This window comes from Variovorax sp. GW821-FHT09B01, from assembly GCF_059418345.1.
In genome coordinates, this window is the sequence record NZ_JBWKPQ010000001.1 from 1390147 (window position 1) to 1403365 (window position 13219).

Annotated in this window: 12 protein-coding genes; 1 reads left to right on the forward strand and 11 read right to left on the reverse strand. The window is 70.2% G+C overall.

Going from position 1 to position 13219, the window contains the following annotated elements; all coding sequences use genetic code 11:
- Window positions 1–71 precede the first annotated feature (71 nt).
- On the reverse strand, window positions 72–1475 hold the full coding sequence (gene pdxR, locus AC07RV_RS06170; protein WP_296786508.1) for a MocR-like pyridoxine biosynthesis transcription factor PdxR: 1404 nt from the start codon (window positions 1473–1475) through the stop codon (window positions 72–74).
- Between the two features lie 71 nt (window positions 1476–1546).
- Between pdxR and norR the strand changes: the two genes are divergently transcribed.
- Window positions 1547–3115: a nitric oxide reductase transcriptional regulator NorR gene (norR, locus tag AC07RV_RS06175; protein ID WP_296786511.1), complete on the forward strand. Its 1569-nt coding sequence runs from the start codon at window positions 1547–1549 to the stop codon at window positions 3113–3115.
- A 12-nt stretch (window positions 3116–3127) separates the two neighbouring features.
- Here the strand turns inward: norR and hmpA are convergent, their stop codons facing one another.
- The 10 genes from hmpA to AC07RV_RS06225 all read right to left on the reverse strand — a co-directional run bounded on the left by hmpA (window position 3128) and on the right by AC07RV_RS06225 (window position 13097).
- Window positions 3128–4324, reverse strand: coding sequence for an NO-inducible flavohemoprotein (hmpA, locus tag AC07RV_RS06180; RefSeq protein ID WP_296786513.1), 1197 nt, complete (start codon window positions 4322–4324; stop codon window positions 3128–3130).
- A 204-nt stretch (window positions 4325–4528) separates the two neighbouring features.
- Window positions 4529–5509, reverse strand: a complete 981-nt coding sequence (locus AC07RV_RS06185; protein WP_296786516.1) for an NAD(P)H-dependent flavin oxidoreductase — start codon at window positions 5507–5509, stop codon at window positions 4529–4531.
- A gap of 109 nt (window positions 5510–5618) precedes the next feature.
- Window positions 5619–7166, reverse strand: a complete 1548-nt coding sequence (locus AC07RV_RS06190; RefSeq protein WP_296786518.1) for an AMP-binding protein — start codon at window positions 7164–7166, stop codon at window positions 5619–5621.
- Window positions 7163–7984: an SDR family oxidoreductase gene (locus AC07RV_RS06195; protein ID WP_296786521.1), complete on the reverse strand. Its 822-nt coding sequence runs from the start codon at window positions 7982–7984 to the stop codon at window positions 7163–7165. Before AC07RV_RS06195 ends, AC07RV_RS06190 begins: the two co-directional genes overlap by 4 nt.
- Window positions 7981–9189: an ABC transporter substrate-binding protein gene (locus tag AC07RV_RS06200; protein WP_296786523.1), complete on the reverse strand. Its 1209-nt coding sequence runs from the start codon at window positions 9187–9189 to the stop codon at window positions 7981–7983. Before AC07RV_RS06200 ends, AC07RV_RS06195 begins: the two co-directional genes overlap by 4 nt.
- Complete coding sequence (locus tag AC07RV_RS06205) at window positions 9186–9833, reverse strand: TetR/AcrR family transcriptional regulator (protein WP_296786526.1); 648 nt, start codon at window positions 9831–9833, stop codon at window positions 9186–9188. The genes AC07RV_RS06200 and AC07RV_RS06205 overlap by 4 nt, the downstream gene beginning before the upstream one ends.
- Window positions 9833–10780 carry a branched-chain amino acid ABC transporter permease gene (locus AC07RV_RS06210; protein WP_296786529.1) on the reverse strand — a complete coding sequence of 316 codons (948 nt, stop codon included), beginning with the start codon at window positions 10778–10780 and terminating at the stop codon, window positions 9833–9835. Before AC07RV_RS06210 ends, AC07RV_RS06205 begins: the two co-directional genes overlap by 1 nt.
- Before the next feature lie 4 nt (window positions 10781–10784).
- The gene (locus AC07RV_RS06215) at window positions 10785–11654 is read right to left on the reverse strand and encodes a branched-chain amino acid ABC transporter permease (RefSeq protein WP_296786532.1); all 870 of its coding nucleotides are present in this window, start codon (window positions 11652–11654) and stop codon (window positions 10785–10787) included.
- The gene (locus AC07RV_RS06220) at window positions 11654–12394 is read right to left on the reverse strand and encodes an ABC transporter ATP-binding protein (protein WP_296786535.1); all 741 of its coding nucleotides are present in this window, start codon (window positions 12392–12394) and stop codon (window positions 11654–11656) included. The genes AC07RV_RS06215 and AC07RV_RS06220 overlap by 1 nt, the downstream gene beginning before the upstream one ends.
- Window positions 12378–13097 (reverse strand): ABC transporter ATP-binding protein, encoded by a 720-nt coding sequence (locus AC07RV_RS06225; protein WP_296786538.1) that lies wholly within the window; start codon window positions 13095–13097, stop codon window positions 12378–12380. Before AC07RV_RS06225 ends, AC07RV_RS06220 begins: the two co-directional genes overlap by 17 nt.
- Between the last annotated feature and the right edge of the window lie 122 nt (window positions 13098–13219).

Genomic DNA, 13219 nt, shown 5'->3' on the forward strand with positions numbered 1-13219 from the left:
CCGATGGTCCGGCGCACAGTGCCAAGAATCGGTGGATCGGATGGACCATCGCGGCCCACCACGAGGCGCACTCAGCCTTGCCGCACCAGCGCCAGCAGCCGCGCGCAGGTCTCGGCCGCGATCTCCACGCGCAGGTCCGCCACGCCGAGCAGCAGCCCCGTGTTCTCGGGCCCGGGCTGCGCGAACCACGGCGACAGCGGCACCGGCGTCAGGCCGTGCGCCGCGAGCGATTGCGCCAGCGCCAGGTCCGACACGCCCGGCGCGAGGCGCAGCAGCACGGTCAGGCCCGCGGCGATGTAGGTGGCCGATGCGGCATCGAGGCAGGCGACCAGCGCCGCGCGCCGCTGCGCATAGACCTGCCGGGTGCGGCGCAGGTGGCGCAGGAAATGGCCGTCGCGCAGGAAGGCCGCCACCGCCAGTTGCACCAGCGGCGCCGGCGCCGGCGGTACCACCGCCGCATGGCGCGCGAAGCGCTCGACCTGGTCCGCCGGCACGACCAGGAAGCCGAGCCGCAGCATCGGGCTGATGGTCTTGCTGAAGGTGCCCACGTGCAGCACGCGCGCGCCGTCGCCCGCGGCCACGAGCGAGGGCGCGGCGCGGGCGCCGAGCTGCAGCTCGCCGAGGTAGTCGTCCTCGACCACCCAGGCCCGCGCGCGCTCGGCCCAGGCCAGGATCGCCTGCCGCCGCCGCGCCGACAGCGCCACGCCGAGCGGTGCCTGCTGCCCCGCGGTGACCACGGCCAGCGCCGCATCGGGCGCGCGTGCCACGCCCTCGTCGACCACCAGGCCTTCGGCATCGACCGGCACCGGCACCGGCTCCACGCCGAGCGCCTGCAGGCAGCGGCGCGTGGTGGGATAGCCGGGGTCCTCGGTCCAGGCCGAGCTGCCGCGCAGCCCGAGCGCCTGCACCGCGAGCGAGAGCGAACCGGCATAGCCGGTGGTGACGAAGACCTGCGCTGCCGTGCACGGCAGCCCGCGCGCGAGCGAGAGGTAGGCCGCGATCTCGCTGCGCAGCGCGAGCTCGCCGCGCGGATCGGGATTGATCTGCCGCGCATGCGAGGTGGCGCGCACCGCGCCGGTCATGATCCGCGCCCAGACCTTGGCCGGGAACAGGTCCTGCGCCGGGTTCGCCATCTGGAAGATGCCCGAGCGGCCAGGAAAACTCGGGATGCTGCCGACAGGCGCAGATGGAACCGCCACGGCCTCGCGCGGACGCGACGACGGCGGCAGGTGCTCGGCGACGAAGGTGCCGGCCGCGCCCAGCGAGACGATCAGCTGCGCATCGAGCAGCCGCTCGTAGGCCGCGCTCACCGTGCCGCGCGCCACGCCGAGCTGCGAGGCCAGGTCGCGCCACGACGGCAGCCGCGCGCGCGGCGCGAGGCGGCCTTCTCGGATGGCCGCGCGCAGGCCCGCGGCGATCTGTTCGCTGACCGGCTCGTGCGCCGCGCGGTCGATTCGTATCTGCAACTTCGACATGGGCGGATGTTAAGCAGGTGGCCTTGCGGCCGCTGCGTGCATCGACGCGCCACGACAATGGCCGCCACCTCATGACGCCTCCCAGCCTGCTCACCGCCCTGCTGCCCCTGATGGCCGACCTGGCCCAGGACCTGCCCGAGGCCGAACGCCATCGCCGCCTGCTCCAGACCCTGCGCGCCCTGCTGCCCTGCGACGCCACCGCGATGCTGCGGCTCGAGGGCGAGTGGCTGGTGCCGCTGGCCGTCGACGGCCTGAGCCGCGACACGCTGGGCCGGCGCTTTCGCGCGGGCGAGCATCCGCGCTTCGCCCAGCTGCTCGAGGCACCCGGCCCCGTGCGCTTCGCGGCCGACTGCGGCCTGCCCGATCCCTTCGACGGACTGGTCGAGGGCGTGCAGGGCCATCTGCCGGTGCACGACTGCATGGGCTGCGCGCTGCGCGTCGACGGCCGGCCCTGGGGGCTGCTCACGCTCGACGCGCTCGAGGTCGGCCGCTTCTCGCGTGTCGAGCTCGATGTGCTGCAGGCCTTCGCGAGCCTCGCGGCCGCCACCGTGGTGGTGGCCGCGCGCATGGACGGCCTGGCGGCGCGCGTGGAAGACGAACGGCTGCGCGCCGACAGCTATGCGCGCGCGGGCGGCCAGGCGCCGCGCCAGCTGATCGGCCATGGCGCCGCGCACAAGCGGCTGCTCAGGGAGATCGCGCTCGCGGGCCCGAGCGAACTCTGCGTGCTGATCCAGGGCGAGACCGGCGTGGGCAAGGAACTGGTGGCGCAGGCGCTGCATGCGGCCTCGCCGCGCGCGAAGCGGCCGCTGGTCAGCATCAACTGCGCGGCGCTGCCCGACAACCTGGTCGAGAGCGAGCTCTTCGGCCATGTGCGCGGCGCCTTCACCGGCGCGGTGACCGATCGTCGCGGCAAGTTCGAGCTCGCCGACGGCGGCACGCTGTTCCTCGACGAGGTGGCCGAGCTGCCGCTGCCCGTGCAGGCCAAGCTGCTGCGCGCGCTGCAGAACGGCCAGATCCAGCGCCTGGGCTCCGACCGCGAGCATCGCGTGGACGTGCGCGTGATCGCCGCGAGCAACCGCAACCTGGCTGAAGAAGTGCGCGCGGGCCGCCTGCGCGCCGACTTCTACCACCGGCTCAGCGTCTATCCGCTGCAGGTGCCGCCGCTGCGCGAGCGCGGGCGCGACGTGCTGCCGATCGGCGGCTTCTTCCTCGAGGAGGCGCGCGTGCGCATGGGCCTGGGCGGCGTGCGGCTCGACGCGGGCGCGCAGGCCGCGCTGCTGGCCTACGACTGGCCCGGCAACGTGCGCGAGCTCGAACACCTGCTGGGCCGCAGCGTGCTCAAGGCGCTGGGCCGGCACGCGCAGCGCCCGCGCATCCTCACGCTGAGCGCCGAGGACCTCGGGCTCGCCAGCCCGGCCGCGGCCGCGCCGAAGATCGAGCCCGCGGCCGCGAGCCCCGGCGGCGATGCGGCCGGCGCACAGGCCGGCCTGCGCGAGGCCGTGGCACAGTTCGAACGGACGATGGTGGAGCAGGCGCTCGAGCGCCACGGCTTCAGCTGGGCCGCCGCGGCGCGAGCCTTGCAGGTCGACCCGGCCAACCTCGCGCGCACCGCCAAGCGGCTGGGCGTCGCGCGCCGCTGACCGCGGGGCGATTCACTCGAGCGCCGAGGCCGGCCCGAAGAACTCGAAGCGCGACTGCGCATCGGGCACGCCCCAGGCGCGCAACTCGCGCCGCACCTGCTGCATGAAGGGCTTGGGCCCGAGGAAATAGGCATCGACGTCGCGCGTGTGCGCAGGCAGCCAGGCCGCGAGCTTCTCGCGGTCGAGCCGGCCGACCGCGTGCGGGCGCGCGGCATCGCTCGCATCGCTCGCATCGCTCTCGTCGTAGCAATAGAAGCGGCTCAACCCCGGATGCCGCGCCGCCATGCCGTCGATGTGCTCGCGGAACGCATGCACCGCGCCATTGCGCGCGCAGTGGATGAACACCACCTCGCGCTGCGTGGCCAGTGCCTGCTCGAGCATCGCGAGCGTGGGCGTGATGCCCACGCCGCCGCTGATCAGCACCAGCGGCCGCGCGCTGTCGGCCAGCGTGAACTCGCCCGAGGGCGGCAGCAGCTGCAGCGTGTCGCCCTCGTGCACCTGGTCGTGCAGATGGCTCGAGGCCACGCCGCCGGGCTCGCGCTTCACGCTGATGCGATAGCTGCGGCCATTCGGCGCGGCCGACAGCGAATAGTTGCGGCGGATGTCCTTGCCCTCGACCCGCAGGCACAGGCCGATGTACTGGCCCGGCGCGAAGTCCATCAGCGCGCCGCCATCGGCCGGCGCCAGGTGGAACGAGACGATCTCGGCGCTCTCGGCCTGCTTGCGCGCCACCGTGAACGCGCGCATGCCGCGCCAGCCGCCCGGCGCCGCGGCCTGCGCGTCGTAGAGCTGCTTCTCGGCGCCGATGAGGATGTCGGCGAGCTGCCCGTAGGCGGCGGCCCAGGCATCGATCACCGCGTCGGTCGCGACCTCGGCGCCGAGCACGTCGCGGATCGCGCGCAGCAGGCAGCCGCCGACGATCGGGTAGTGCTCGGGCATCACCTGCAGCGCCACGTGCTTGTTGACGATCTGCGTCGCGAGCGGGCCCATGGCCTCGAGGCGGTCGATGTTCTTCGCGTACATCAGCACGCCGTTGGCCAGCGCGCGCGGCTGGTCGCCCCTGGCCTGGTGGGTCTCGTTGAAGAAGGGCCGCACCTCGGGATGCTCGGCCAGCAGCATCCGGTAGAAGTGGGTGGTGAGCGCCTCGCCGCCCTGTTCGAGCAGGGGCACGGTGGACGAAACGATGGCGCGCTGGGTGGCGGTGAGCATGGGACCTCGGGTGGGTGTTGAAAGACGGGGCTTTCAACGCAACCGGTGTGCCATGCGCAAGGGCCTTTCAAATCAACGGGTTAGGCCATTGGATGTCGAATCGACATCCTGGTTTTTCCAGTCGATTCGACTTTCCATGTCGAATCGACTCGGTCCGTCGCAGCGCGGCCCGGCACGTCGCGCTCGCGTGTCATGACGGACCATTCACACCCGACTCACCAACCCCGAGAGCCGCTCCTGGATGATCGAGTTCGCCTGCCCCATGATCCGTTCGACCAGTTCGCCCACGGGCGGAATGTCGTCGATCAATCCGGCGACCATGCCGCAGCTCCACGCACCGGCATCCATCTGTCCTTCGTACATGACCTTGGGATACACACCGGCGACCTCGGGCGCGATGTCGGCGAACTGGATCTTCTCGCCCAGCGCGCGCTCCTTTTCGAGCAGGCGCTCCACCGCGGCGTTGGTGAGAACCCGCTCGGTGTTGCGAAGCGGGCGCAGCACGAGGCGCGTGTCCAGTTCAGACGCATGAAGGATCGCGTCCTTCACGTTCGGATGGACCGGCGCCTCCTCGGTGGCCAGGAAGCGCGTGCCCATGTTGATGCCATCCGCGCCCAGCGCCAGCGCCGCCACCAGCGAACGGCCATCGGCCATGCCACCCGATGCGATAAACGGAATCTTCAGCGCCTGCGCCGCCAGCGGCAGCAGGATGAAATTGGGCACGTCGTCCTCGCCGGGATGGCCTCCGCATTCGAAGCCGTCGACGCTCACCGCGTCGCAGCCGATGCGCTCGGCCTTGAGCGCATGCCGGATCGAGGTGCACTTGTGGATGACCTTCACGCCCGCGGCCTGCAGCGCGGGCAGCACCCGCTCGGGGTTGTTGCCGGCCGTCTCCACGGCCTTGATGCCGCCCTCGATGATGGCGCGCACATAGCCGGGATAGTCCGGCTGCCGCACGCTCGGAAGGAAGGTGAGATTGACGCCGAAGGGCTTGTCGGTCATTTCGCGGCAGCGCCGGATTTCCTCGGCCAGCTTGTCGGCCGTGGGCAGGGTCAGCGCCGTGATCATGCCGAGGCCGCCGGCATTGGATACGGCGGCGGCCAGGGGCGCGAGGCCCACGCAGTGCATGCCGCCCTGGACGATGGGATGCTCGATGCCGAGCAGTTCGGTGATACGTGTCTTCATGGATGGATCGGGTTGGAAGGATGAAAAGATCGGGATGGCCCCGAGCGTTCGAGCGCGCCAGGGCCACGCGTCCCTGGTGCCGCGTTTCGTCGATGCGCCGGCGCGGATGTCAGCGCGTGGCGGTCGTGCCGCTGCGCGCGAGAAAGGCTTCGCGTACGCGCCGCTTGTAGACCTTGCCCGTGTCCTCGCGCGGAAGGCTGGACTCGAGCGTGACGAACTTCGGCACCTTGTAGCCGGCCATGCGTTCGCGCACGAACTCGCGCACGGCCTTCTCGTCGATGGACTCGCCGGCTGCGGGCTGCACGGCGGCCACCAGGGCTTCTCCCCATTCGTCGTCGGGCACGCCGAACACCGCGCAATCGGCCACGCCGGGCATCCGGCACAGCACGGCCTCGATCTCGGCGGGATAGATGTTCACGCCACCGGAGATGACCATGTCCGACTGCCGGCCCGAGATGAAGAGATAGCCGTCCTCGTCGAGGTAGCCCATGTCGCCTACGGTCACCAGGCCATCTCGCTCGATCCTGGCGCGAGCCTCGGCGTTGTTGATGTAGGTGAAGTCGGGCGACGCCGGCTGCCGGCCGTAGATGACGCCGATCTCGCCCGCACCGAGCGTCCGCCCGTCTTCACCGAGGATCCTGAGCACGGCGTCTCCCGCGGCGCGCCCCACCGAGCCGGGCTTGCGCAACCACTCCTCGGCCGTGATGAACGCGAGGTAGCCGGTCTCGCTCGATGCATAGGCCTCGTGGACGACAGGCCCCCACCAGTCGATCATGGCGCGCTTGACGCCGGCCGGACAGGGCGATCCCGTCGAGGCGACGAACTGCACCGAGTTCAGGTCGTACCGGCTGCGCAGCTCGGACGGCAGGCTCAGCAGACGTTGATACATGGTCGGCACCAGGTAGAGGTGCGTGATGCGTTCCTCGCTCACCCGCTGCAGGATCCGCTGCGCATCGAACCTCGGCTCCAGGCGCAGCCAGGCACCCACGCGAGCGCATGCCGCCGCATAGTTGCCCGGCGCGCTGTGGTACAGCGGTGCCGCGAGCAGGCAGCGCGACTGCGAGGTCACCCCGAGCACCCGCGTGCTGAGCTCGGCGCTGGCGGCCGCCTGCCGCGCGGCCTGCTCTTCCGGCAGCGCGATGCGCACCACGCCCTTGGGACGGCCACTGACCCCGGAGGTGTAGGGCAGCAGTCCCTTGGGACGCTTGGGCGCCGCGGTGCTTTCCGGATACCGGCGCAGCCAGTCCTCCCATTCGAGCGCACCGGCGGGCAAGCCCGGGGGGACGTCCAGGCCATACATCTCGCGCGTCATGGCCCGTGGCTGCACCGCGATCACCGCGACCTCGGATGGAATGCCGGCCGCGATCTGGGGAATCAGATCGGCGTGGATGAAGAGCACCTTGGCGCGCGCATCGCGCAGCACCCAGGCTGCCTCTTCCTGCTTGAAGTGCCAGTTCAGGCCGCACCAGTAGGCGCCCAGGTGGCCGGCGGCCAGGATGGCAACGACCGCCTCGGGCTCGTTGCGCATCATGACGGCGACCACGTCACCCTCCGCCACGCCGAGCGCCGCGAGGCCCGAAGCCGCCTTCAGCGCCCACTCGCGCACGACGCTGGCCGGGATCTCCGTGTCGTCGAAAGCCAGGGTCGGGTAGCTCATGCCGCGGCCCTCGCCCCGTGGGCCTCGATCATGGCGTCGGCCTCGACCACCAGCTTGGGCGAATAGCGCCCGAGGTTGAGCCCGCCATCCAGCGGGATCACCTGGCCGGTCACCATCGCGGCTCCCGGCGAGGCCAGGAACTGCGCGACGGCGGCGACTTCGTCCTTGCGCGTCCAGCGGCCCAGCGGAACGAGATCGGTCAGTTCCTTGGCCGCCTGCGGTGTCGGCGCGAGACGGACCATGCCCTCTGTGTCCGACACCGGCCCCGGCGCGATCGAGTTGATGCGGATGCCGTCGGCCGCCCACTCCAGGGCCAGGGTGCGCGTCAGCATGTCGATGCCGGCCTTGGCCGCGCAGACATGGCTCTGCATCATCATCGGCACGTAGGCCTGGGAGGCCGAGATGTTGATGATCGATGCACCGGGCTTGCGCAGGAACTCGTGCGCGGCCTGAAGCACGTGGAAGGTGCCGATCAGGTCGATGTCGATCACGGTGCGAAAACCCTTGGGCGACATGCCGAGCGCAGGCGCGCGGAAGTTGCCCGCCGCGCCCGAGACCAGCACGTCGATGGCGCCGAAGCGCGTGTGGAATCCTTCCAGTGCGGCCTTCACGGCCTCGAACTCGCGCACATCGGCCGGCCACCCCGCGGCGCGCTGCCCGTTGAGCGCCCCGAGTCGCGCCACCGCCGCATCGACCTTCGCGCTGTCGCGCGACAGCACGCCGACATTCGCGCCGGCCCTGGCGAAGGACTCGGCGATGGCCAGGTTGATGCCGCTCGTGCCGCCGGCAACGAAGACATTGAGTGCCGGATCGTTCATACCGAGAGAGCCTTTCCGAAGGGGATCCAGGCGTTGCCGTCGAAGCGCTGCAGCCACAGGTGGCCATACAGCTCGTGGTCCTTCTCGCTCGTGCTCAGCGTGATGCCCGGCATCAGCAGCGGCGTCGTGAGGCCCGAGAGGCTGCTGGCCTGCTTCATGATGTTCTCGCGCGTCAGGTCGTCGCCGCAGCGGCGCAGGATGTTCTCCAGCACCTGCGCGGCCGTGTAGCCACCGCCGACCAGCGAATCGCTCGGATCCGCTTCGGGCAGCCATTTCTTGAGGAACTCGCGCAACCCGACCACGCCGGGGTCCTTGTCGAACTGCGGGTCGGACACGGGCTTGTTGTAGACGCCCGTGATGGCGCCCTTGCCCGCCTCGGCGCCAGCGGGCCGCATGATCGCCGAGAGCGAGGAGCTGCCGAGCGGCAGGATGACCTGCGGCTTCCAGCCGATGTCGTGCGCCTTCTTCATCGACTGCACGGTGAACTTGCCGTTGGACAGCGAGATGAACACGTTCGCGCCGCTGCCCTTGAGGCTCACCACCTGCGAGTCGACCGATGCGTCGGTCGTCTCGTAGGTGCTCTGCGCGACGATCATGTCCTTGGCCTTGTCGCCGAGGCCGGCCTTGATGCCGGTCAGGTAGTCACGGCCGAAGTCGTCGTTCTGCATCAGGATGGCGATCCTGGCGCCGGGCATGTTCTCAAGGATCCAGCGCGCGTAGATGCGTCCTTCGGCGTTGTAGGTGGGCATGCCCGAGATCGTGAAAGGCGCGTTGGCCACGTCGTTCCACTTGTTCGCGCCGCTGAAGATCAGAAGCTGCGGCACCTTCTTGCCGTTGAGGTAGCGATAGATCGCGTTGTTGGTCGCCGTCCCCACCGTCTCGAAGATCAGCGAAACCTCGTCCTGCTCGACGAGCCGCCGCGTCAGTTCCAGTGCCTTGCCGGGGTTGTAGCCGTCGTCGTACTGGATCAGCTTGATGCGCCGCCCGTTGATGCCGCCCGCGGCGTTGAGTTGGTTGAAGTAGGCCAGCGAGGTCTTGCCCAGCGTGCCCAGGATCGACACCGGGCCGCTGAACGGCATGGTCGAGCCGATCCTGATCTCGCTGTCGCTCACACCCGGCCCATGGCGCTTCTGCGCCAGGGCGGGCAACGGTGCCGCCATTGAGGCGAGCGCGCCCAGCACGACCGTGCGTCGGTTCAGTTTCATCGGGACTCCTTGGCGGATTTGGAAGTGGAACGGGGGGCCTTCTGCGCTTCGGCATGCAGCCCCATGAAGAGCCAGCGCATCGTGTTGCGGTAGGCGTCGCGCGCCCTGTCCGCGCTGGGAAACTTGCCGGCCATGTAGAGCACGCACACGCCATGGGCGGCCGACCACAGCGAATGCGTCACCTCCTCGACGTCGTCGGGCGCGAGGCCGGCATCGATCAGGTCCTTCGACTGGCGTGACAGGATCTCCTTGGCGCGCGCGCTCTGGAACGCCAGCTCCGGGTATTGCTCCTCGTGAGGCTGCGTGAGGTCGAAGATCAGGCGATAGGCATTGGGCTCGGCCAGCGCGAAGCCCAGGTAGGCCGTGCCGATGGCGCGGGCACGCGCGGCCGGCGTCTTGCCGCTGGCGAATGCCGCCTCGACCGCGTCGGAAAAGCGCGAGAAGGCCGCGGCCCGCACGGTGGCCAGGATCTCGGCCTTGTCCTTGAAGTAGCGGTACGGCGCCATCGGGCTCAGGCCCAGCTCGGCGGTCAGGTCGCGCATGCTCACGCCGTTCACGCCGCGCTCGACGAACATGCGTTCGCCGACCTGGCAGATGAGATCGCGGATCTCCTGGCGCTCCTCTGGTGTCTTGGCGCGTGGCATCAGAAACCTCCCTTGGCACGTTGGACGAGGCGCAGCATCCCGGCGATGCCGCGCGGTTGAAGAAACACGACGAGCAGGATCGCCACGCCGAAGACGGCCCAGGGCGCCGCGGTGGAGACGCGGTCGGCCAGGGACGGAACGAACTGCACGAACAGGGCGCCGATCCAGGGGCCGAGCACCGTGCCGAGCCCGCCCACGACCAGTCCGGCCACCATGGTCAGCGACAGGAACAGGGTGAAGCTGTCGGGCGCGACCAGCTGGACGTTGAGCGCGTACAGCCCGCCCCCCGCGCAGGCGCAGGCCGCGCTCAGCACGAAGGCCAGCGCCTTGCTGCGCGACACGTCGATGCCGCAGGCGGCCGCCGCCACCGTGTGGTCGCTGAGCGCGCGCAGCTCCAGCCCCAGCCGACCGCGCGCCAGGCGGCGGACGGCGAGCACCACGGCGATCGCCAGCGCCAGCGCGACCCAGTACATCCACATGTCCTGGTTGACCCAGGGCTCGAGCCAGGCGGGCGGCGACGGGCGATCGAGCTGCAGGCCTTGCGCGCCACCGGTCCAGCGTTCGACCGCCGCATTGCGCACCAGCTGCGGCAGCGCCAGCGCGATGGCGAAGGTGGCCAGCGCCAGGTAGGTGTGCTCCAGGCGCAGGATGGGCTTGCCGATCACGAACGCCACCAGGGCTCCCGCGACGCAGGCCAGCGGCAGCGCGCTCCACCAGGGCAGCCCCGCTTCGACGAGCATCGCGGTGCCGTAGGCGCCGATGGCGAAGAAGGCGCCGTGGCCGAGCGAAGGCTGGCCCGCCATGCCCGTGAGCACGTTGAGTCCCACCAGCGCGATGCCCAACCCGATGGCCTGGGTCAGCTGGAAGGTCAGGAAGTCCGGCACGAACAGCGGCAGCAGTGCGGCCACCAGTGCCACGGCGAGGATCGATCGATTGGAAGTGTTCATGTCCTCAGACTCTCTTGGCACTGGGCCGGCCCATCAGGCCGTCGGGGCGCCAGACCAGCATGCCCACGATCAGCACCATTGCCACCGTGAGCTTGAGCTGCGTGCCGACCACGTAGGCGCCCAGCAGGTTCTCGAGCACGCCGAGGGCCAGGCCGCCGATGACCGCGCCGGGCACGCTCTGGATGCCTCCCATCAGGGCGGCGGCGAATCCGTAGATGAGCACGCCGCTCATCATGTTGGGATCGAGGTAGAGCTGCGGCGCGATCATCATCCCGGCCACCGCACCCATGGCCGAGGCCAGGCCCCAGCCGAATGCGGCCATTGCCTTGGTCGAGATGCCGCTCAATCGCGCGGAGCCCGGGTTCTGCGCCGCGGCACGGATGGCCAGCCCGACCGAGGTGAAGCGGAAGAAGGCCCACAACAGAACGAGCAGCACGGTCGTGACCGCGGCCACGCCGACCTGATGGCCGGACACCAGGCCACCCGCCAGCGCACCGCCCGGGAACGGGCTCGGGAACTCGCGCACGTCATGGCCCCAGATGTATCCGGTGAGGCTGTGGAGGATCATGAACAGGCCGATGAATGCCGCCACGGTCGCCATCGGCGAGGAGGCACCGAGGCGTCCGATCACCCAGCGTTCGAGGCTCGCGGCGAAGATGAATGCCACCACGATCGCGAGCGCGAAGGCGCCCCAGTAGGGCACGCCGGCTTGCAGCAGCGACCACGCGACGTAGGTCGTCAAGGTCGCCATCTCGCCCTGCGCGAAATTGACGTGGCTGGTGGTGCGGTAGACGATGACCAGCGCCAGGCCGATCAGCGCATAGGCGCAGCCGGTGGTGAGGCCCGCGACGATCTGGTTGACGAGTGCCTCCATCAATGCGCTCCCAGGTAGGCATCGCGCAGCGCATGGCTCCCGCGCAGTTGCGCCGCGGGGCCGCTCGCGACCACGGCGCCGGTTCGCAGGACATAGGCATCGTCGGCCAGCCCCAGCGCGATTTCGATGTTCTGCTCGACCAGCAGGATGCCCATGCTCGTCTCCGACTGCAGCCGGCGCAGCAGCCGCATGATCTCTGCCGCCACGCGCGGCGCCAGCCCGAACGAAGGCTCGTCCAGCAACAGCACCTGGGGCTTGGCCATCAGGGCACGGCCGATGGCCAGCATCTGCTGCTCGCCACCCGAGAGGCTGCCGGCGCGCTGCGTGCGCCGTTCGGCCAGCCGCGGCAGCCAGCCATAGATGCGCTCCATGGCCTCGGCCGCACCCTCCTTCGTCGACCTGGCGAAACAACCCACGCGCAGGTTCTCCTCGACGCTCAGGTCGATGAAGGTGCCGCGGCCTTCGGGCACATGCGCGATACCGAGGCGGGCGATCCGTTCGGTGCGCTGGCCCGACAGGAGCTCGTGGCCCAGCACGATCGACCCCGTGAACCTGACCATGCCGCAGATGGCGCGCATCAGCGTGGTCTTGCCGGCGCCGTTGGCACCGAGCAGCGCGGTGATGCGGCCTTCCTTGATGGCCAGCGACACGTCGCGCACGACGGCCGGCCCGCCATATCCCGCCGTCACGCGGTCCACCTCGAGCAAGGCGGGCGCGGGCGCTTCAGTGAAGTTGGTCATCGCCGGCTCCGAAGTAGGCGGCCTGCACGGCCGGGTTGGCGCGCACCTCGCCGGGCGTGCCGGCGGCGATCAGCCGGCCGAAGTCGAGCACGAAGAGGTGCTCGCACAGGCTCATCACCAGGCTCATGTCGTGCTCCACCAGCAGCACGGCGCCACCGCCGTCCCGGAACGCACGCATGCGCGTGGAGAACTCGGCGATCTCGCTGCCGGTCAGGCCCGCGGCGGGCTCGTCCAGCAGGAGCAGCCTGGGCTTCGCGACGGTGGCGCGCGCCATCTCGACGCGCTTGCGGGTTCCCAGCGAGAGCACGTCGACCGGCTCGTCGGCCACCTGTGCGAGGCCGAAGGCATCGAGGGCGGCGTCGACCGCGCCCCGCAGGCCCGCGTCGTCGTGGGCGTGGATGGCACCGCAAGCGACGTTCTCCCGCACCGACAGCTTGTGGAACAGCGCCAGGTTCTGGAAGGTGCGCGCCAGTCCCGAGCGCGCGCGCCGGTGCTGGGGCCAGCGCGAGACGTCCTTGCCGTGCCAGAGGATGCGGCCGGCGGAGGGAACGATGGTTCCGGTGATCGCATTGATGGCCGTGGACTTGCCGGCGCCGTTCGGGCCGATCAGGCCGTAGATGCGGCCCGGTTCGATGGCCATCGACACCCCCGACAGCGCATGCACGCCGCCGAACGACATGCCAAGTTGTTGGATCTCGAGCACTTGTTTACCGCCTGTCTCTTCATTGTTCGAGTCCGCTGCTCGATGCGGGGATCGGCGGCGGAGCGTCCCGCCGCGGTTCGATCGCGTCGGGTTGCGTATAGTGTAAACAACATAGTTTATGG

Excerpts from the sequence above, each read along its gene's own strand:
- AC07RV_RS06210 (WP_296786529.1), bottom strand. The coding sequence starts at position 10,780 with ATGAACACTTCCAATCGATCGATCCTCGCCGTGGCACTGGTGGCCGCA.
- AC07RV_RS06205 (WP_296786526.1), bottom strand. The coding sequence starts at position 9,833 with ATGCCACGCGCCAAGACACCAGAGGAGCGCCAGGAGATCCGCGATCTC.
- AC07RV_RS06190 (WP_296786518.1), bottom strand. The coding sequence starts at position 7,166 with ATGAGCTACCCGACCCTGGCTTTCGACGACACGGAGATCCCGGCCAGC.
- hmpA (WP_296786513.1), bottom strand. The coding sequence starts at position 4,324 with ATGCTCACCGCCACCCAGCGCGCCATCGTTTCGTCCACCGTGCCCCTG.
- AC07RV_RS06195 (WP_296786521.1), bottom strand. The coding sequence starts at position 7,984 with ATGAACGATCCGGCACTCAATGTCTTCGTTGCCGGCGGCACGAGCGGC.
- norR (WP_296786511.1), top strand. The coding sequence starts at position 1,547 with ATGACGCCTCCCAGCCTGCTCACCGCCCTGCTGCCCCTGATGGCCGAC.
- pdxR (WP_296786508.1), bottom strand. The coding sequence starts at position 1,475 with ATGTCGAAGTTGCAGATACGAATCGACCGCGCGGCGCACGAGCCGGTC.
- AC07RV_RS06185 (WP_296786516.1), bottom strand. The coding sequence starts at position 5,509 with ATGAAGACACGTATCACCGAACTGCTCGGCATCGAGCATCCCATCGTC.
- AC07RV_RS06220 (WP_296786535.1), bottom strand. The coding sequence starts at position 12,394 with ATGACCAACTTCACTGAAGCGCCCGCGCCCGCCTTGCTCGAGGTGGAC.
- AC07RV_RS06200 (WP_296786523.1), bottom strand. The coding sequence starts at position 9,189 with ATGAAACTGAACCGACGCACGGTCGTGCTGGGCGCGCTCGCCTCAATG.
- AC07RV_RS06215 (WP_296786532.1), bottom strand. The coding sequence starts at position 11,654 with ATGGAGGCACTCGTCAACCAGATCGTCGCGGGCCTCACCACCGGCTGC.